General features: G+C 63.2%; 21 protein-coding genes. 9 read left to right on the top strand and 12 right to left on the bottom strand.

Annotated elements, in window-relative coordinates; all coding sequences use genetic code 11:
- Positions 1-36: 36 nt before the first annotated feature.
- From ATI14_RS03335 to ATI14_RS03355, 5 genes are all read left to right on the top strand, one after another.
- On the top strand, positions 37-651 hold the full coding sequence (locus ATI14_RS03335) for a helix-turn-helix transcriptional regulator (RefSeq protein WP_016973946.1): 615 nt from the start codon (positions 37-39) through the stop codon (positions 649-651).
- 78 nt (positions 652-729) lie between these two features.
- Positions 730-972, top strand: coding sequence for an exodeoxyribonuclease VII small subunit (locus tag ATI14_RS03340; RefSeq protein ID WP_003176346.1), 243 nt, complete (start codon positions 730-732; stop codon positions 970-972).
- Complete coding sequence (ispA, locus tag ATI14_RS03345; protein WP_016973947.1) at positions 969-1,856, top strand: (2E,6E)-farnesyl diphosphate synthase; 888 nt, start codon at positions 969-971, stop codon at positions 1,854-1,856. Before ATI14_RS03340 ends, ispA begins: the two co-directional genes overlap by 4 nt.
- Before the next feature lie 110 nt (positions 1,857-1,966).
- Positions 1,967-3,865: a 1-deoxy-D-xylulose-5-phosphate synthase gene (dxs, locus tag ATI14_RS03350; RefSeq protein WP_016973948.1), complete on the top strand. Its 1,899-nt coding sequence runs from the start codon at positions 1,967-1,969 to the stop codon at positions 3,863-3,865.
- Between the two features lie 156 nt (positions 3,866-4,021).
- Positions 4,022-5,920 carry a TonB-dependent receptor domain-containing protein gene (locus ATI14_RS03355; protein ID WP_080520678.1) on the top strand — a complete coding sequence of 633 codons (1,899 nt, stop codon included), beginning with the start codon at positions 4,022-4,024 and terminating at the stop codon, positions 5,918-5,920.
- A 76-nt stretch (positions 5,921-5,996) separates the two neighbouring features.
- On the opposite strand, the gene ATI14_RS03360 is transcribed toward ATI14_RS03355, so the two are convergent.
- From ATI14_RS03360 to nrdR, 11 genes are all read right to left on the bottom strand, one after another.
- Entirely contained in the window at positions 5,997-6,785 is a 789-nt protein-coding gene (locus ATI14_RS03360; protein WP_016973950.1) for a cobalamin-binding protein, read from the bottom strand.
- The gene (locus ATI14_RS03365; RefSeq protein ID WP_016973951.1) at positions 6,782-7,201 is read right to left on the bottom strand and encodes a hypothetical protein; all 420 of its coding nucleotides are present in this window, start codon (positions 7,199-7,201) and stop codon (positions 6,782-6,784) included. The genes ATI14_RS03360 and ATI14_RS03365 overlap by 4 nt, the downstream gene beginning before the upstream one ends.
- The gene (gene ribA, locus ATI14_RS03370; protein WP_016973952.1) at positions 7,198-7,815 is read right to left on the bottom strand and encodes a GTP cyclohydrolase II; all 618 of its coding nucleotides are present in this window, start codon (positions 7,813-7,815) and stop codon (positions 7,198-7,200) included. Before ribA ends, ATI14_RS03365 begins: the two co-directional genes overlap by 4 nt.
- 129 nt (positions 7,816-7,944) lie before the next feature.
- Positions 7,945-8,670 carry a substrate-binding periplasmic protein gene (locus ATI14_RS03375; RefSeq protein ID WP_080520679.1) on the bottom strand — a complete coding sequence of 242 codons (726 nt, stop codon included), beginning with the start codon at positions 8,668-8,670 and terminating at the stop codon, positions 7,945-7,947.
- Positions 8,671-8,724: 54 nt separating this feature from the next.
- Entirely contained in the window at positions 8,725-9,690 is a 966-nt protein-coding gene (gene thiL / locus ATI14_RS03380; RefSeq protein ID WP_016973954.1) for a thiamine-phosphate kinase, read from the bottom strand.
- Positions 9,691-10,191 carry a transcription antitermination factor NusB gene (gene nusB, locus ATI14_RS03385; protein WP_010206836.1) on the bottom strand — a complete coding sequence of 167 codons (501 nt, stop codon included), beginning with the start codon at positions 10,189-10,191 and terminating at the stop codon, positions 9,691-9,693.
- Positions 10,188-10,664: a 6,7-dimethyl-8-ribityllumazine synthase gene (gene ribH / locus ATI14_RS03390; protein WP_003194576.1), complete on the bottom strand. Its 477-nt coding sequence runs from the start codon at positions 10,662-10,664 to the stop codon at positions 10,188-10,190. Before ribH ends, nusB begins: the two co-directional genes overlap by 4 nt.
- An 88-nt stretch (positions 10,665-10,752) precedes the next feature.
- A complete protein-coding gene (gene ribBA / locus ATI14_RS03395) occupies positions 10,753-11,844 on the bottom strand; it encodes a bifunctional 3,4-dihydroxy-2-butanone-4-phosphate synthase/GTP cyclohydrolase II (RefSeq protein ID WP_016973955.1) in 1,092 nt (363 codons plus the stop codon).
- 15 nt (positions 11,845-11,859) lie between these two features.
- On the bottom strand, positions 11,860-12,522 hold the full coding sequence (locus ATI14_RS03400) for a riboflavin synthase (RefSeq protein WP_016973956.1): 663 nt from the start codon (positions 12,520-12,522) through the stop codon (positions 11,860-11,862).
- Between the two features lie 48 nt (positions 12,523-12,570).
- Complete coding sequence (ribD, locus tag ATI14_RS03405; RefSeq protein WP_016973957.1) at positions 12,571-13,707, bottom strand: bifunctional diaminohydroxyphosphoribosylaminopyrimidine deaminase/5-amino-6-(5-phosphoribosylamino)uracil reductase RibD; 1,137 nt, start codon at positions 13,705-13,707, stop codon at positions 12,571-12,573.
- A complete protein-coding gene (gene nrdR, locus ATI14_RS03410) occupies positions 13,704-14,168 on the bottom strand; it encodes a transcriptional regulator NrdR (protein ID WP_026082968.1) in 465 nt (154 codons plus the stop codon). The genes ribD and nrdR overlap by 4 nt, the downstream gene beginning before the upstream one ends.
- A gap of 139 nt (positions 14,169-14,307) precedes the next feature.
- Here nrdR and ATI14_RS03415 point away from each other — a divergent pair, with 139 nt between their 5' ends.
- The 3 genes from ATI14_RS03415 to trxA all read left to right on the top strand — a co-directional run bounded on the left by ATI14_RS03415 (position 14,308) and on the right by trxA (position 16,455).
- Positions 14,308-14,763 (top strand): YbaY family lipoprotein, encoded by a 456-nt coding sequence (locus tag ATI14_RS03415; protein ID WP_016973959.1) that lies wholly within the window; start codon positions 14,308-14,310, stop codon positions 14,761-14,763.
- Entirely contained in the window at positions 14,760-15,416 is a 657-nt protein-coding gene (locus ATI14_RS03420; protein ID WP_016973960.1) for a class I SAM-dependent methyltransferase, read from the top strand. Before ATI14_RS03415 ends, ATI14_RS03420 begins: the two co-directional genes overlap by 4 nt.
- Positions 15,417-15,582: 166 nt before the next feature.
- Entirely contained in the window at positions 15,583-16,455 is an 873-nt protein-coding gene (gene trxA, locus ATI14_RS03425; protein WP_016973961.1) for a thioredoxin, read from the top strand.
- On the opposite strand, the gene ATI14_RS03430 is transcribed toward trxA, so the two are convergent.
- Positions 16,452-16,790 (bottom strand): hypothetical protein, encoded by a 339-nt coding sequence (locus ATI14_RS03430; RefSeq protein WP_016973962.1) that lies wholly within the window; start codon positions 16,788-16,790, stop codon positions 16,452-16,454. The genes trxA and ATI14_RS03430 overlap by 4 nt on opposite strands.
- 131 nt (positions 16,791-16,921) lie before the next feature.
- On the opposite strand from ATI14_RS03430, the gene ATI14_RS03435 reads away from it, so the two are divergent.
- Positions 16,922-17,539 carry a DUF2796 domain-containing protein gene (locus tag ATI14_RS03435; RefSeq protein ID WP_016973963.1) on the top strand — a complete coding sequence of 206 codons (618 nt, stop codon included), beginning with the start codon at positions 16,922-16,924 and terminating at the stop codon, positions 17,537-17,539.
- Positions 17,540-17,644 lie beyond the last annotated feature (105 nt).

Consider the following 17,644-nt stretch of genomic DNA (forward strand, 5'->3'; position numbering starts at 1 on the left):
CAATCGCCCTTCCTATTTCCTGCGTCCGGTTACCCCATGGTCGATATCGCATTCATCAAGGCCACCGCCGACGGCATCGCCGCCCTGCTCTATCCAGACCTTGAAGCGGTGGTGCACGACCTGCGCAGCGGGCGCATTGCCCATATCGCCAATGGCTTTTCCAGGCGCCGGGTCGGCGATGAGTCGCTGATCACCGACCTGCCGGAACTGGCCGCCGGGCCGGACGTAGTCGGGCCTTATGAAAAAACCGGCCCCAACAGCCGCAAACTTCGTTCGATCACCATGGTGGCGCGGGCCGCAAACGGAGAACCGCACACACTGTTGTGCCTCAACTTCGACGTAACCGCACTGGCCCAGGTGCAGAAACTCATCAGCGGGTTTGCCGTGGGCCAGCCATCCCAGGCCCGCCCCGAGTCGCTATTCAGTGGTGACTGGCGGGAAAAGTTCAATGAGGTCGTTGAAGCCGTCGCGACTTCCAACAACTTGAAACCAAGCGATTTTGGCCGCGCAGAAATCATTCAGGTGCTGGTGCAGGCGCGGGAGCACGGCTTGCTGGATGTACGCAATTTTGTCGACTACGTTGGCGACTACTTCAAGATCTCCCGAGCCAGTGTCTACAACTACCTGCGGGCTGCGGCGGCGCAACAGTGAGCCTATGGCTGCTCATTTGCCCCAATCCCCCATGTCTGCTAGTGTCGCGCCGGTTTACCGTCTACCGGAATAGCCGCCATGGCCCGCAAAAAAGTTGCACTCGATTTCGAACAATCCCTCGCCGACCTGCAAACCCTGGTCGAGCGTCTGGAGAACGGCGAGTTGTCGCTGGAAGACTCTTTGACGGCGTTTGAGCAAGGCATCGGCCTGACCCGCGACTGCCAGAGCGCGCTGGCGCAGGCAGAGCAAAAGGTGCAAGTGCTGCTGGAGCGTGACGGGGAGTTGGCCGAAGAACCTTTCGATGCGGAACAGCCGGAATGATCGACGCGTATCAGGCCAGTAGCCAAGCCCGGGTCAATGCGGCGCTGGAGCCCTTGTTTGTTGCGCCAAGCCCGGAAATGAACCGCCTTTATGAAGCCATGCGCTACAGCGTGATGAATGGCGGCAAACGGGTACGCCCGTTGCTGGCCTATGCCGCCTGTGAAGCCCTGGGCGCGCCGGCCGAAGAAGCCAACGGCGCGGCATGTGCGGTGGAGCTGATTCACGCCTATTCCCTGGTGCACGACGATTTGCCGGCCATGGACGACGACGACCTGCGTCGCGGCCAGCCCACCACCCATAAAGCCTTTGATGAAGCCTATGCGATCCTGGCCGGTGACGGTCTGCAGAGCCTGGCGTTCAGCGCGTTGCTGGACCCGAACCTGAGCAGCGTCAACGCCGAAATCCGCCTGCGCATGGTGACCAAACTGGCCCACGCCGCCGGCCCGGCCGGTATGGTTGGCGGGCAGGCCATCGACATGGGTTCGGTCAGCCTCAAACTGGACCAGCACGCCCTGGAACACATGCATCGCCACAAGACCGGTGCACTGATCGAAGCGGCCGTGGAATTGGGCGCTTTGGCCAGTGGCCGCGCCGGAGCCGAGCAATTGGCCGCCCTGCAGACGTACTCCCGGGCGATCGGCCTGGCGTTCCAGGTGCAGGACGATATCCTCGACGTGGAAAGTGACACCGCCACCCTCGGCAAACGCCAGGGCGCCGATATCGCACGGGACAAGCCGACTTATCCCGCATTGCTCGGGCTGCAAGCCGCCAAGGCGTACGCCCTGGAACTGCGCGACCAGGCACTGGCCGCCCTGCGACCTTTCGACGCGGCGGCCGAGCCGTTGCGTGACCTGGCGCGGTATATCGTCGAACGTCGCCACTGATCACGGCGGCGATTACCGCCGCATATCAGCCAAGTTCGGCGCTCCGCGTGGGCAGTTTGCGATGCTTGAGGTAAACTGCCGCCTCTTCTATACCTATAACGATTCGCCTGATGCCCACGACGTTTCAAGAGATTCCCCGCAAACGCCCGTCCACGCCCCTGCTCGACCGCGCTGCCACGCCGGACGGCCTGCGTCGACTGGGTGAAGCCGAGCTGGAAACCCTGGCCGATGAGTTGCGCCTGGAATTGCTCTACACGGTCGGACAGACCGGTGGGCATTTCGGTGCCGGCCTGGGCGTCATCGAGCTGACCATCGCCCTGCATTACGTGTTCGACACCCCGGATGACCGGCTGGTGTGGGACGTGGGCCATCAGGCGTATCCGCACAAAATCCTCACGGGCCGCCGCGAGCGCATGGGCACCCTGCGCCAGAAGGACGGCCTGGCCGCCTTCCCGCGTCGCTCCGAGAGCGAGTACGACACCTTTGGCGTCGGCCACTCCAGCACCTCCATCAGCGCAGCCCTGGGCATGGCCATTGCCGCCCGCCTGCAAGGCAGCGAGCGCAAGGCAATTGCGGTGATAGGTGACGGCGCGTTGACCGCCGGCATGGCCTTCGAAGCGCTGAACCACGCGCCGGAAGTGGACGCCAACATGTTGGTGATCCTCAACGACAACGACATGTCGATTTCGCGCAACGTGGGCGGGTTGTCCAATTACCTGGCCAAAATCCTCTCCAGCCGTACGTATGCCAGCATGCGCGAAGGCAGCAAAAAAGTGCTCTCGCGCCTGCCCGGTGCATGGGAAATTGCCCGCCGCACCGAAGAATATGCCAAGGGCATGCTGGTGCCCGGCACCCTGTTCGAAGAGTTGGGCTGGAACTACATCGGCCCGATCGACGGCCACGACCTGCCCACTCTGATCGCCACGCTGCGCAACATGCGTGACCTCAAGGGCCCGCAGTTCCTGCATATCGTCACCAAGAAAGGCAAAGGCTTCGCCCCGGCGGAAGTCGACCCGATCGGCTACCACGCCATCACCAAGCTTGAACCTGTGGATGCCCCCGCCGCTGCGCCGAAAAAGGCCGGCGGGCCGAAGTATTCCGGCGTGTTCGGCGAATGGCTGTGCGACATGGCCGCCGCTGACCCGCGCCTGGTGGGCATTACCCCGGCGATGAAGGAAGGCTCCGACCTGGTGGCCTTCAGCGAGCGGTTCCCGCTGCGCTACTTCGACGTGGCGATTGCCGAGCAGCACGCGGTGACCTTCGCCGCCGGTATGGCCTGTGAAGGCGCCAAGCCGGTGGTGGCGATCTACTCCACCTTCTTGCAACGCGGTTACGACCAGCTTGTGCACGATGTGGCGGTGCAGAACCTCGACGTGCTGTTCGCCATCGACCGCGCAGGCCTGGTGGGCGAAGACGGCCCGACCCACGCCGGCAGCTTTGACCTGTCCTACCTGCGTTGCATCCCCGGCATGCTGGTGATGACACCGAGCGATGAAAACGAACTGCGCAAAATGCTCAGCACCGGCCACCTCTACAACGGCCCGGCCGCTGTGCGCTACCCGCGTGGCAATGGCCCGAACGCAGTGATCGAGAAAGACCTGGAGCCGATCGAGATCGGCAAAGGCATTGTCCGTCGCCAAGGCAGCAAGACCGCGTTCCTGGTATTCGGTGTGCAGCTGGCCGAAGCCCTGAAAGTCGCCGAGAAGCTCGACGCCACCGTGGTCGACATGCGTTTCGTCAAGCCGCTGGATGAAGCCCTGGTACGCGAAATCGCCGGCAGCCACGCGTTGCTGGTGACTGTCGAAGAAAACGCCATCATGGGCGGCGCCGGTGCGGCGGTCAGCGAGTTCCTGGCGCGGGAGAATATCCTCAAGTCGGTGCTGCACCTGGGCTTGCCGGATGTGTACGTCGAACACGCCAAGCCGGCACAGATGCTGGCTGAGTGCGGGCTGGATGAAGCCGGGATCGAGGCGTCGGTGCGCGAGCGGATGACGCTGCTGGGCCTGTAACCTCACCCCCCGGCAAACACTGGACCAACTTGTGGGAGCTGGCTTGCCTGCGATGACGTTGGCACATTCAACATTGATGTGCCTGGTAAACCGCTATCGCAGGCAAGCCAGCTCCCACAAGTGTTTCGTATTACTGCTCAATGCTATGGACAGCCCATGACCCGCCTCCACTTCGCCCTGCCCTTGCTGTTGCTCCCCGCCGCCGACCTGCTGGCCGACACCTTCGAGCGCGACAACGCCCTGAAACTCTCCGACGTCGTCATCAGCGCCAACCGCCAGGTGCAGGCGCGTAACGACAGCAGCGCCGCCAACACTGTATTCACCCGCGACGACATTGACCGCCTGCAACCCACCAGCATCACCGACCTGCTCAGCCGCGTGCCCGGCGTGCAAGTGGCGCAAACCGGCGGGCGCGGCAGCTTGCCGGGCATTTTCATCCGCGGCACCAAGACCGCCCAGAGCCTGGTGCTGGTGGATGGCCAGCGCATCGCCAATGCCACCTCGGGTGACAGCGGGTTGCAGTATTTGAGCGTCGATCAGATTGAGCGCGTGGAAGTCCTGCGCGGTTCACGCTCGGTCATCTATGGCAGCGACGCCATTGGCGGAGTGATCCAGATTTTCACCCGGCGCAACGCACAGGCGGGCATTCACCCGCGCCTGCACCTGGGCTTTGGCAGCCACCAGACCTGGGAGCGCAGCCTGGGCCTCTCCGGCGGCGATGAGCGCACCCGATTCAACCTGGGTGCCAGCCTGGATGAAACCCAAGGCACCAACTGGACCCACGAGTCTTTTGCCACCGGTGGCGACCATGACGCCTACCGCAATAAATCCTTGAGCCTGAACCTCAGCCACTCATTGAGCGATGACGTGGAAGTGGGCTTCAACCTGCTGGATGGCCGGGGCAAATCAGAATATGACAACCCCTTTGGACGCTACGTCAGCGCGTTCGAAACCGTGGGCCAGAAACCCTACACCGACTACACGGTGAGCAGTGCCAGCGGTTATGTCGACGCCAGGCTCAACGACCGCTGGCAGACCCGGCTGGAACTGGGCCACAGCGAGAACCGCGACAAGAAGCGCGACCACCTCAGCGATGAGGGCAGCGCCTTCAACACCTACCGCGACTCGGTGAACTGGCAGAACGACCTGACGCTGGATGATCGCAACAGCCTGATCCTCGGCGGCGACTGGTACCAGGACAGGGTGCGCGCCACCACTGACTTTGACGAGGACAGCCGCTGGAACCGTGCAGCGTTTATCCAACACCGTTACGCTTCAGAGGCGTTCTCCACCGAAGTGGGCTTGCGCCACGACACCAACCAGCAGTTCGGCAGCCAAAACACCTGGAGCGGCACGCTCACCCTGCCGCTCAACCCGGATAACGACCTGTTGCTGTCCTACAGCGAAGGCTTCCGTGCGCCGAGCTTTAATGACCTGTATTACCCCGGCAGCAGCAACCCCAGCCTCAAGCCGGAACATTCGAAGAGCTACGAGGTGCAATGGCGCAGCCAACTGACAGACACGACGCGTTTGGAAACCTCGCTGTACCGCACCGATCTGAAAGACGCCATCGTTGCGCAGCAGATGGATTTCTACATCCCGCGCAACGTGGCATCGGCCCGGATCAATGGTTTCGAGACGGCGCTCAAGCAAGAACTGTTTGGCTGGCAAGGCAACCTGGGGCTGTCGATTATTGACCCGCGTGACCGCGACACCGGCCACACCCTGGAGCGCCGGGCACGGCGTACGCTGAGCCTGGACCTGGATCGGCAGTTCGACAAACTGGGGGTTGGCGCGAGTTGGCAGGCTGTCAGTTCCAGCTATGACGATGCCGAAAATACCCACCGCCTGGGCGGCTACGCCTTGCTGGGCCTGCGCGGCAGCTGGGCGTTGAACCGGGAAGTGTTGCTGTCACTGAAAGTCGACAATGTGCTGGACAAGTCCTATGCGCGGGCGATGTACAGTTATCAGGATCCCAATTACGAGAACAATCAGAACTACCGTGAGGAGGGTCGGGTGTGGATGTTTGGGGTGACCTGGACGCCTGAAATCTGACTCGCCAGTACCGGCCTCATCGCAGGCAAGCCAGCTCCCACAAAAGGTGGGAGCTGGCTTGCCTGCGATAGCGGCCTCACAGGTTCGGTGCAATCACCTGACACAACCGCGCCACCGCCTCCACCATCTGCCCACTCGGCCGCTCCAGGCCCTTATCGGGCACCAAACGGACCCGCTCCGCCATCGCCGGCCAAACCTTCCAGTCATCCTTCTGGGCCTGGTCGCCCACCAGGATCATCTCGGGGTCGCGCTGTAGCACGGACTCGACGCTGACCTGCGGCGCAGGCAGCTTCAGGTCATCAAACACATTACGCGCCCCACAGACCGTCAGCGCATCGCTGATGATCTGCCCGCCACCCACGGTGTACAGGGGCTGATTCCACACCTGGTAAAACACCCGCAACGGCTCGGTGCGTTGATAGCGCTGGCGCAGTTCGGCCAGGCGTTGGCGCAACTGCGCGGCCAATTGCCGGCCAGCCTCGTGCCGCCCAAGCTGCTCGGCAATGGCCTGGACCTGGGAGGTCAGCTGTTCAAGTTTATGGGGCTCGGCCACGTAGACCGGGATATTCAGGCGCTGCAGTTGCTCGCGCTGGGCCGGACCGACGCTGCCGGGCCACAGCAAAATCAGATCGGGCTTGAGGCTGAGCAGGCGCTCCATGTCCAACTGGCCGTAGTGCCCAACCGACGGCACCGTCGCCAATGCCTGCGGCCGGTCACCGCCGTCGAGCACGCCCACCAGCACGTCGGCGGCGCCCAGTTCAACCACGATTTCAGACAGCGACGGCGCCAGGCTGACCACGCGCTCAGCGGCCAACGCCTGGGCACAGACCGCCAGCAGCAAAACCGCCAGCCCATGGCGTTTCATCCGAGTTGACGGGGGATGCGGTAAAGGTAAAACAGAACGAGGGTGGACAGCGCCAGCAAAAACAGAGGCACGGCCTCCAGGCCGACGAACACGGCCAGCGCACCGATCCAGGCCGGTAACGCGGCCACCAGCAGCGCCGCACGCCGACGCGCCGCCAGGGTGATCCAGGCAGCCGGTTCTTCGGGCGTGTCGAGGGCTTTCGAGGTCGCGATCAGCGCATGTTTATAGCCGTTGAAATAGCGCAAGCTCAGAAACATCGAGGCCACGCCGGCGATAAACAACGGCATGGCCATCACGGAAAGCAAGGGCTCAGCCTGGCCAAACACCAGGTTGAGCACGAACAACGGAAGCAACGCCAGGGCCAGATACTGCCACCAGTTGAAGGACAGTCGCCGTTTCACCTGGCCGCGGGTCACGCGCGGTCGACCTCGCCCTGGTGCTCGTTGCCCATCATGTGGTCGAGCTTACTGGCTTTGGTGGCCAGGTAGAGCTTGTTGTGCGGGTTGTGCCCGGTGTGCAGCGGCACGCGCTCGGCCACGGTGATGCCCATCTCGGACAAGGCTTTGACCTTGCGCGGGTTGTTGGTCATCAGGCGCAGGGATTTGACGCCCAGGTGCTCCAGCATCGGCAGGCAGATCGCGTAGTCACGCTGGTCGGCGGCGAAACCCAGGCGTTCGTTGGCTTCCACGGTGTCGGCGCCACCGTCCTGCAGCTCATAGGCGCGGATCTTGTTCATCAGGCCAATGCCACGGCCTTCCTGACGCAAGTACAGCAACACGCCACGGCCTTCACGGGCGATGGCGCGCAGCGCGGCTTCCAGTTGCGAGCCGCAGTCGCAGCGCTGGCTGAACAGCGCGTCACCGGTCAGGCACTCGGAGTGCACACGGCCCAGCACCGGGGCGCCGTCGGCGATGTCACCGAGGCTGAGCACCACGTGCTCGCGGCCGGTGGCTTCTTCGAGAAAGCCATTCATGGTGAACGTGGCAAAAGGGGTAGGCAGCTTGGAAGCGGCGACGAAAACGACGGGCACCGTGTGCTCCTGATTTCAGATTTCACAGAGGGCATCATTGTAACAGCAGGTTCCTACAGACGCTTAAGCTGAATTATCGCTGATAAAGATCAATAGGTTCGATTGGCCTTCGTCCCGGTTCTATGCAGGTCAGAACGGATAAGGCTGTTTCCAGCGCTCGAAAACCGGTTTCAGCTCGCCGCTTTTGACCAGCGCGGCCATGCGCCGGTCATACACCGCCATCAATGCCCGCCCACGGTCGGTATCGGCAAAGCCCACGTACAGCGGCAGTTCGGCGATATGCGTAAGTTTGAATTGCGTAGGGTCGTCGGCCTGGCCGAGGACAAACCGGGCCTCGGTGTAGGCATCAATGTAAAAGTCAGCCCGACCGTGCTGCAGCATCGGCAAGATGCCGTCGCGCCGCTCGATCTGGTTAAAGCGATGCACATTCGGCAAGTATTCTTCGTACTTGTAGCCGCGCACCCAGGCCAGGCGGTAGTTGCCCAGCGTGGCGATGCTCGGCGTCGGCGCAGTGGCCAAGCCGAGGGCATAGATGTGGTCGGAGTCAAAATTCCAGTAGGGGTACAGCACGTCGCCGGCTTCGTCGCGGTACGAACCCACCCAGCCGTCTACCTCGCCGCGCTGGGCCAGGCCGACCGAGCGCGTGTAAGGCACGCTGCGGGTTTGCACGGTGATCCCCGCAGGCTCGAACACCTGGCGCAATACGTCCCAGGCAAGGCCACTGCCATCCTTGTTGGTGTAGTCGTTCCATTCCTCACTGGCCAGCATGACTTTGCCAGGCACCTGGGCCTCTTGCGCCTGAACCAGTAAAACGGTGGCGCACAACCCGATCAGCAGCCAGCGACGCACATCCATAGCGGCAACCTCCTGCGGCACACGAACCTATAGAGGGTAGCGCAGCTGCGGGATTCAGGCTTTTTCGTGAAAGTGCTGGTAGCCGCGCACGGCCGGGGTGATGTCCTGCCCATTGGCATCGAGCAGCGTCACGCCCTGCCCCGCCTCGACCCGACCGATCACATGCACCGGCCAGCCATCGGCCAGCAACGGCGCCAGCTCGGCGGGCGGCAGAGTGAACGCCAACACATAGTCATCGCCCCCGCTCAACGCCGCCACGCGGGCCGCGTCATCGCCAACGAACGCCAGCAAGGCGGCGGACAACGGCAGTTTCTGACGCTCGACCACCAGACTGACGGACGAGGCCTTGGCGATATGCCCGCAATCGGCCAACAGGCCGTCGGAAATATCCATCGCAGACGTCGCCTTGCCCCGCAGTGCCAACCCCAGCGCCAACTGCGGTTGCGGCGACCAGTAATGCGCCAGCAATGGTTCGGCAACAGCAGGCTCAGCACTGCGCTGGCCCAGCACCAACGGCAAGGCGCCGGCGGCATTGCCCAGTTCACCGCCGACACACAGCAGGTCGCCCGGCTGCGCACCGCTGCGGGTCAACGCCTGGCCGGCCGGCACACGGCCAAACACGCTCAGAGTCAGGCTGAGCGGGCCGCGCGTGGTGTCGCCGCCCACCAGGCCTACGCCGCAGCGTTGCGCCATGGCATTCAAGCCCTGGGCATAGCGTTGCAGCCAATCGGCCTCGACCGTCGGGGTAGTGAGTGCAAGGGTAAATGCGAGGGGGTGGGCGCCCATGGCGGCCAGATCGCTGACTGCCACAGCCAGCGAGCGCTGGCCGAGCAGAAAGGGATCGCAGGGGTCGGCAAAATGCACGCCGGCCACCAGCGTATCGGTAGAAATTGCCAGCTGCTCCCCGGCAGGGAGCGCCAGCAAGGCGCAGTCGTCGCCAATCCCCAGTGCAATGCCCTCGCCGCCTTGCGCACAAGGCGCGGCGGCGAAGTAGGTGTGGATCAGCTCAAACTCGCCCATTCAGCGCTTGTACGCTTTCACTTCGGCTTCACGCAGGCGCGGGGCCAGCTTGTCGAGTACGCCGTTGACGAACTTGTGGCCGTCGGTCGAACCGTAGACTTTCGCCAGCTCGATACCTTCGTTGATCACCACGCGGTACGGCACGTCGACGCGATACAGCAGTTCCCAGGCCGACAGGCGCATGACGCACAGTTCAACCGGGTCCAGCTCTTCGATGGTCAGGTCCAGGCAAGGCGCCAGGGCTGTATCGATTTCGGTCAGGTGCGCATGCACACCGTGCAGGATGTCGTGGAAGTACGGCAGGTCGGCGAAGGTGAAATCGTTGTCGACGCGGAACTGTGCTTCGATTTCGTTCAGCGAGGCGCCGGCCAGGTGACGCTGATACAGCGCCTGGGTGGCCAATTGACGGGCAGCGCGACGCTTCTCGTTCTTGGACGGTTTGCCGGCATCGGCAGGGCGTGGCTCGCGCGGGTTGAAGTTGTCGCTCTCGTCGGAAATCACTTGGCCTCCAACTGCGACAGCAGGCTGACCATTTCCAGCGCGGACAGGGCAGCTTCAGCGCCTTTGTTACCGGCCTTGGTGCCGGAACGCTCGATGGCTTGCTCGATGGAATCAACGGTCAGCACGCCGAATGCTACCGGCACACCGAACTCCATGGACACCTGGGCCAGGCCCTTGGTGCATTCGCCGGCCACGTATTCGAAGTGCGGAGTACCGCCACGAATGACCGCGCCCAGGGCGATGATCGCCGCGTATTCACCCTGTTGGGCAACTTTTTGCGCAACCAGTGGAATCTCGAAGGCGCCAGGGGCGCGGATCAGGGTGATGTCGCTTTCGCTCACACCGTGGCGAACCAGGGCGTCCACGGCACCGCTGACCAGGCTTTCAACCACGAAGCTGTTGAAGCGGCCGACTACCAGTGCGTAGCGGCCTTTGGGGGCGATGAAGGTACCTTCGATGGTCTTCAGGGTCATTCGACAAATCTCTTAAAGAGCAGGGACGCGAAAAGTGCGTCCCTCAGTGATGTGTTAACCGCGAACAAGGGGCAAAAATCGCCGGCCTTTATTCGGAGGGCACGTATTCTACAACTTCCAGATCGAAACCGGATATCGCATTAAATTTCATTGGCGCACTCATCAGGCGCATTTTGCGCACGCCGAGGTCGCGCAGGATCTGCGAACCGGCACCGACGATGCTGTAGGTGGTGGGCGTTTTGACCTGGGTGTGCTCGGCGGTTTCGCGAATATGTGCCAGCAGCACGTCGCCATCCACCGGGTTACCCAACAGCAACACCACACCGCTGCCCGCCTCGGAAACCGCGGCCATGGCGGCCCGCAGGCTCCAGCGGCCCGGCTGCTTGACCATCAACAGGTCGCGCAACGGGTCCATGTTGTGCACCCGCACCAGGGTCGGCTCTTCGGCGCAAATGGCGCCCAGGGTCAGGGCCATGTGCACGTCGCCTTCCACCGAATCACGGTAGGTCACCAAATTGAATTGGCCCAGTTCGCTGTCCAGCGGCTGCTCGGCAATCCGCTGAACGGTACGTTCGTGGATCATGCGGTAGTGAATCAGGTCGGCAATGGTGCCGATTTTGATGTCGTGTTCAGCAGCAAACGCTTCAAGCTCCGCGCGACGAGCCATGGTGCCGTCGTCGTTCATCACTTCGCAGATCACACCGCTCGGCTCGAAACCGGCCATGCGCGCCAGGTCGCAAGCGGCTTCGGTGTGGCCGGCACGCGCGAGGGTGCCGCCCGGCTGGGCCATCAGCGGGAAAATGTGGCCGGGGCTGACGATGTCTTCAGCCTTGGCATCCTTCGCGGCGGCGGCCTGCACGGTGCGCGCGCGGTCGGCGGCGGAGATACCGGTGGTCACGCCGGTGGTCGCTTCAATCGACACGGTGAACTTGGTGCCGAAACCCGACCCATTGCGCGGCGCCATCAACGGCAACTTGAGCAGTTCGCAGCGCTCGCGGCTCATGGGCATGCAGATCAGCCCGCGGGCGTGCTTGGCCATGAAGTTGATGTGCTCAGGTTTGCAGGCCTCGGCGGCCATGATGATGTCGCCTTCGTTTTCGCGGTCTTCGTCATCCATCAGGATGACCATCTTGCCTTGGCGGATGTCTTCAACCAGTTCTTCGATGCTATTGAGCGCCACGCGGCACCCCCTTGGTCAGGATTTCAGGTAGCCGTTAGCGGCCAGAAAACTTTCAGTGATATTACCGGCAGTAGGCTCTGCGGCCTTTTCGCCCAACAACAGGCGCTCCAGGTAACGGGCCAGCAAGTCCACTTCCAGGTTCACCCGGCGACCTGGCTGATAAGACGCCATGATGGTTTCGCTCAGGGTGTGGGGAATGATGGTCAGTTCAAATTCGGCGCCATTCACGGCGTTCACGGTCAGGCTGGTGCCGTCGACGGTGATCGAGCCTTTGTGGGCGATGTACTTGGCCAGCTCTTTTGGCGCGCGAATGCGGAATTCCACGGCACGCGCGTTTTCGCTGCGCGATACCACTTCACCCACGCCGTCGACATGGCCGCTGACCAGGTGGCCGCCCAGGCGGGTGGTCGGGGTCAGGGCTTTTTCCAGGTTGACCGGGCTGCCGGCCTTGAGGTCGTTCATCGCCGTGCAGTCCAGGGTTTCCCGGCTGACGTCGGCGGCAAAACCGTTGCCCGGCAGCTCGATGACGGTCAGGCACACGCCGCTGACGGCGATGCTGTCCCCCAGCTTGACGTCGCCCAGGTCCAGCTTGCCGGTTTCAACCAGCAGGCGCACGTCGCCGCCTTTGGGGGTCATGGCGCGGATGCTGCCGATGGATTCGATGATGCCGGTGAACATGGCCTTCTCCTGGAAAACGGGTACGGGCAGTTGAGCGCCCGGTCAGAATTATACGCTCGCGGGTGGAAGCGGGACGGCAGTGACTCGCCAGTCGTCGCCTACCGCGCGCATTTCAGTGATCTTGAGTTGGGGGGCGTCGGCCAGTTTCTCAAGCGGCCAGTCGAGCAAAGGCCGCGCGGCGGAGCCGAGGAACTTGCCGGCGACGAATATCACGTATTCGTCCACCAGGCCTTGTTGGGCAAAGGCGCCCGCCAGACTTGGCCCGGCTTCGACCAGCACTTCATTGACGCCGCGGGCAGCCAGCGCCACGAGGGCCGAACGCAGATCGACCTGGCCGTCGACGCCAGGCACCACCAGGCACTCGGGCCCACGGGGAAACTGGTTTTCCGGGGTCACGCAGGTGATCACCAACGCCGGGCCGGCCTTGAAGAACGGCGCGTTGAGTGGCACGCGCAGGCGGCCGTCGATCAACACCCGCAGCGGCGGACGCGACATGGCCAGTGCGGTGGTTGCTTCATCCAGGCCAAGCTCGGCGGCGCGCACGGTCAGGCGTGCACCATCGGCCAGCACCGTGTCGGCGCCGGTCAGCACCACGCTGGCCTCGGCACGCAGGCGCTGCACGGCGGCACGGGCTGCCAGGCCGGTGATCCATTGGCTTTCGCCGCTGGCCATCGCGGTGCGGCCGTCCAGGCTCATCGCCAGCTTGACCCGCACAAACGGCAGGCCGTGTTCCATGCGCTTGAGAAAACCCGGGTTCAGTGCGCGAGCTTCCTTCTCCAGCACGCCGCTGCGAATCTCGATCCCGGCCTGGGCCAGACGCTGCATGCCGCGCCCCGCCACTTCCGGGTTCGGGTCCTGCATGCCCGCGACGACGCGCGCCACGCCGGCACTCACCAGTGCATCAGCGCAGGGCGGCGTGCGGCCGTGGTGGCTGCAGGGTTCGAGGGTCACATACACCGTGGCACCTCGCGCCCTGTCGCCCGCGGCGCGCAGGGCGTTGGGCTCGGCGTGGGGCTCGCCGGTGCGCTCGTGCCAGCCTTCGCCGACAATCTGCCCATCACGCACAATCACGCAACCGACCCGTGGGTTGGGGTGGGTGGTGTACAGGCCCTTACGTGCCAGTTCGAGGGCGCGCGCCATGTAATGGGCGTCGAGTACCGCCTGTTCAGCAGAAGGTAGTGTCATTTCTTCACCGGCTCACGGGCCAGGCGGTCGATCTCTTCGCGGAACTCATTGAGGTCCTGGAAGCGTCGATACACCGAGGCGAAACGGATGTAGGCAACTTCGTCGAGCTTTTGCAACTCGCCCATCACCAGCTCTCCGACCACCAGGCTCTTGACCTCGCGCTCGCCGGTGGCACGCAGCTTGTGCTTGATGTGCACCAGCGCCGCCTCCAGCCGCTCGACACTCACCGGGCGTTTTTCCAGGGCGCGTTGCATACCCGCGCGCAGTTTTTCTTCGTCGAAGGGCTGGCGGCTGCCGTCGGATTTGATCAGACGTGGCAACACCAGTTCGGCGGTTTCGAAGGTGGTGAAACGTTCACCGCAGGCCAGGCATTCGCGCCGGCGACGCACTTGATCGCCCTCGGCGACCAGACGCGAGTCAATGACCTTGGTGTCGTTGGCACCGCAGAAGGGACAGTGCATGGTGGCAGGCAACAAAAAAAGGGAGGGCCATGGTAGCGCATCCCCGTGGCAAGACAAGCCATAGCCTTTACGGTATATAGGCTGACTATTATGTTTCATATTTTTTAAGCCACGGATTTTGCCCTTTCTGGAGCCGTACATGCAGTTACGACCACTTGTTTTGCTTACCTTGTTCAGTTTCCTGGTCGCCTGCAGCAGCCAAGCCCCCAAGCCTGCCGCCCCTCAACCCACACCGGCCCAAGAGAAAAAAGTGCCCGGCATTGAAGACCTCGGCCCGTTGCCGGCGTATCAGCGTGAAATCAGCGGCTCGCTGAACGGCGTGCCGGCCAATGCCGAAGTCGAACTGGCGCTGCTGGTGATCGACGAGCGCAACCGTCCGCAACAGCTGCTCGCCAGCAGCGTATTGACCGGCAACGGCAAGCCCGTGGCCTTCCGCCTGCGTTTCAACCCGGAAGCCTTCCCGGCCGGTGCGCGCGTTGAATTGCGCGGCCGCGCCAGCCAGTCCGGCCAGTTGATCCTGCACCTGCCTGCCGTGCGCATCACCCAGGCGATTACCCAGACCACCGGCCCCCTGCAGCTCGTACCGGCACCATGACGCCACCGCTGCACCTGCAAGCGGCCCTGAGCGAGTTGATCGGCGACGCCCACCTGGTGCCCTGCCCGCTGCCGGGCACCGCGCTGTCGTTGTGGCTGCTGGATGCCGACAACATGGACCGCGCCTTCAGCCAGGAAGAGACCCGGCGCATCCTGCATGAGCCGCCCTATTGGAGTTTTTGCTGGGCCAGCGGCCTGGCGCTGGCCCGGTATCTGGCCGCCAACCCTGAATGGGTGGCAGGCAAGCGAGTGCTGGACTTCGGCGCCGGCTCCGGCGTGGCCGGTATTGCCGCCGTCAAGGCGGGCGCGCTGGAAGTGGTGGCGTGCGACCTCGACCCGCTGGCGCTGGCGTCTTGCCGGGCGAATGCCGAACTCAATGGGGTTGAGCTGAATTATTCAGCCGACTTTTTCGCCGAAGCCGACCGTTTCGATTTGATTCTCGTCGCCGACGTGCTCTACGACCGCGCCAACCTGCCGCTGCTGGATCACTTCCTCAGCCGTGGCCGTGAAGCGCTGGTGGCGGATTCGCGCGTCAGGGACTTCCAGCACCCGGCCTATCAGCGCCTGGCAATTCTCGATGCATTGACCTTGCCGGATCTGGCTGAGCCCTGGGAGTTTCGCAAGGTGAGCCTGTACCATTCGCGGCGTCTGTGAGGTCATCGCGGGCAAGCCCGCTCCCACAGGAGAATGCATTTCAACAGGACGATGCAGTCCAGCTGTGGGAGCGGTCTTGCCCGCGATGGCCTCACGAACGCCGCGCTTTCAGCCGCCTGCGCCAGCCCTTATAGTTGCCCCATTCCCGCTTTAATCGAGATGCCCCATGAGTGAGCCCACGCCGTACATCTTCGACGCCACCACCGCCACGTTCGATCAGGCGGTGATTCAGAACTCTTTCGAAAAACCCGTGCTGGTGGATTTCTGGGCCGAATGGTGCGCGCCGTGCAAGGCGCTGATGCCGATGCTGACGCAAATTGCCGAGAGTTATCAGGGCGAGTTGCTGCTGGCCAAAGTCGATTGTGATGCCGAACAGGACATCGTCGCGCGTTTTGGCATTCGCAGCCTGCCGACCGTGGTGCTGTTCAAGGATGGCCAACCGGTAGACGGCTTTGCCGGGGCGCAGCCGGAGTCTGCAGTGCGGGCAATGCTGGAACCCCATGTGCAGATGCCACCACCGGCGGCGGCTGACCCGCTGGAACAGGCTCAGGCGCTGTTTGCCGAAGGCCGCATCAGCGACGCCGAAACCGTGTTGGTGGCGCTGCTGGGCGAGGACAACACCAACGCCGGCGCGCTGATTCTCTACGCACGTTGCCTGGCTGAACGCGGTGAATTGGGCGAAGCCCAAACCGTGCTCGACGCGGTGAAAAGCGACGAGCACAAAGCCGCCCTCGCCGGGGCCAAGGCGCAAATCACCTTCCTGCGCCAGGCTGCCGACCTGCCGGACGCCGCCGACTTGAAAAGCCGTCTGGCGCAAAACCCGCAGGACGATGAAGCGGCCTATCAGTTGAGCATCCAGCAACTGGCCCGTCAGCAGTACGACGCCGCCCTGGAAGGCTTGCTCAAGCTGTTCATCCGCAACCGCAGTTACAGCGAAGGCCTGCCGCACAAGACCTTGCTGCAAGTGTTCGAACTGCTGGGCAATGACCACCCGCTGGTGACCGTGTACCGCCGCAAGCTGTTCGCTGCGCTGTACTAATCACCGACCCAGCTGTACAGCGGCGTATCGGCGCCGCTGGCCACTTTCACGTTCGAGCTGTGGCGCAGGCGCACCAACAGGCGCTTGCCTGAGGCGGCATCGCCGGCCAACCCTTCCAGTTGATCGATCAACTCCAGCCCGCTGAGCTGCCCGGCTTTGCGCAACAGGTCCTGGGCGTTCTGCCACAGGTCATCGTTTTGTTTGACCGGCGCCGCCGGGGCTGCCTGCAAAGGCGACGCCTGCAATTGCGCGCCCAGTCGTGCCCAGTCGCCGTCGTCCAGCTCCAGGGTCAGGTCCACCGGCAGGTCACCGACGGTTCCACGAATTCGTAACATCGCCTTCACTCCCGTACTTTTCCGATAGGCATGCTCCCACGCGACTTGCGCAACGCCAAGCGGGCGTTCAAACTCCTGTCATTATTGTTATAAGATCACATAACAAAACTTTCATGTTCTGGAGCCTTCTCATGCGCCGCCTGCTGCTCGCTTTGCCGTTTGCCCTGCTGCCACTCGCCATCGCCCACGCTGCCGATGAGCACGACCATGAACACGCCCACGAGCACGGCAGCCTGGGCGCTCATGAACACGGTGTTGGCCGTCTCAACGCCGTGCTTGACGGCCAGGCGCTGGAGCTGGAATTCGATAGCCCGGCCATGAACCTTGTTGGCTTTGAACATCAAGCCACGACCCCTGCCGACAAAGCCAAAGTCGCTGCCGCCCGCAAGCAACTGGAAAACCCGCTGGCCCTGTTCAACCTGCCCAAAGGCGCCGGTTGTGTGATCAGCACCCAGGAACTCAACAGCCCGCTGTTCGGCGACAAGCCTGAAGCCGACCATGACGACGACGATGATGACCACGCCACCGACGGCAAAGGCGCCGCTGCCCACGAACATCATCACGACCACAGCGAAATCCACGCTCACTACCAGTTCACCTGCGCCACGCCGACGGCACTGAGCAACCTCGACCTGACCCAGGTGTTCAAGACCTTCCCCGCCACTCAGAAAATTCAGGTACAACTGATCGGGCCGAGCGGCCAGCAAGGTGTTGAAGCGACGGCCCAGGCCGCCACGCTGAAATTCTGATCTGACAATACGGTCAATGTGGGAGCTGGCTTGCCTGCGATAGCGGTGGGCCAGTCAGCAATGATGTGACTGATAGATCGCTATCGCAGGCAAGCCAGCTCCCAC

Origin of the sequence: Pseudomonas tolaasii NCPPB 2192, assembly GCF_002813445.1 — a bacterium.
GTDB classification, from domain to species: Bacteria; Pseudomonadota; Gammaproteobacteria; order Pseudomonadales; family Pseudomonadaceae; genus Aquipseudomonas; species Aquipseudomonas tolaasii.

Excerpts from the sequence above, each read along its gene's own strand:
- ATI14_RS03335 (WP_016973946.1), top strand. The coding sequence starts at position 37 with ATGGTCGATATCGCATTCATCAAGGCCACCGCCGACGGCATCGCCGCC.
- ATI14_RS03340 (WP_003176346.1), top strand. The coding sequence starts at position 730 with ATGGCCCGCAAAAAAGTTGCACTCGATTTCGAACAATCCCTCGCCGAC.
- ispA (WP_016973947.1), top strand. The coding sequence starts at position 969 with ATGATCGACGCGTATCAGGCCAGTAGCCAAGCCCGGGTCAATGCGGCG.
- dxs (WP_016973948.1), top strand. The coding sequence starts at position 1,967 with ATGCCCACGACGTTTCAAGAGATTCCCCGCAAACGCCCGTCCACGCCC.
- ATI14_RS03355 (WP_080520678.1), top strand. The coding sequence starts at position 4,022 with ATGACCCGCCTCCACTTCGCCCTGCCCTTGCTGTTGCTCCCCGCCGCC.
- ATI14_RS03360 (WP_016973950.1), bottom strand. The coding sequence starts at position 6,785 with ATGAAACGCCATGGGCTGGCGGTTTTGCTGCTGGCGGTCTGTGCCCAG.
- ATI14_RS03375 (WP_080520679.1), bottom strand. The coding sequence starts at position 8,670 with ATGGATGTGCGTCGCTGGCTGCTGATCGGGTTGTGCGCCACCGTTTTA.
- thiL (WP_016973954.1), bottom strand. The coding sequence starts at position 9,690 with ATGGGCGAGTTTGAGCTGATCCACACCTACTTCGCCGCCGCGCCTTGT.
- ribH (WP_003194576.1), bottom strand. The coding sequence starts at position 10,664 with ATGACCCTGAAGACCATCGAAGGTACCTTCATCGCCCCCAAAGGCCGC.
- ATI14_RS03400 (WP_016973956.1), bottom strand. The coding sequence starts at position 12,522 with ATGTTCACCGGCATCATCGAATCCATCGGCAGCATCCGCGCCATGACC.
- ribD (WP_016973957.1), bottom strand. The coding sequence starts at position 13,707 with ATGACACTACCTTCTGCTGAACAGGCGGTACTCGACGCCCATTACATG.
- nrdR (WP_026082968.1), bottom strand. The coding sequence starts at position 14,168 with ATGCACTGTCCCTTCTGCGGTGCCAACGACACCAAGGTCATTGACTCG.
- ATI14_RS03415 (WP_016973959.1), top strand. The coding sequence starts at position 14,308 with ATGCAGTTACGACCACTTGTTTTGCTTACCTTGTTCAGTTTCCTGGTC.
- ATI14_RS03420 (WP_016973960.1), top strand. The coding sequence starts at position 14,760 with ATGACGCCACCGCTGCACCTGCAAGCGGCCCTGAGCGAGTTGATCGGC.
- trxA (WP_016973961.1), top strand. The coding sequence starts at position 15,583 with ATGAGTGAGCCCACGCCGTACATCTTCGACGCCACCACCGCCACGTTC.
- ATI14_RS03430 (WP_016973962.1), bottom strand. The coding sequence starts at position 16,790 with ATGTTACGAATTCGTGGAACCGTCGGTGACCTGCCGGTGGACCTGACC.
- ATI14_RS03435 (WP_016973963.1), top strand. The coding sequence starts at position 16,922 with ATGCGCCGCCTGCTGCTCGCTTTGCCGTTTGCCCTGCTGCCACTCGCC.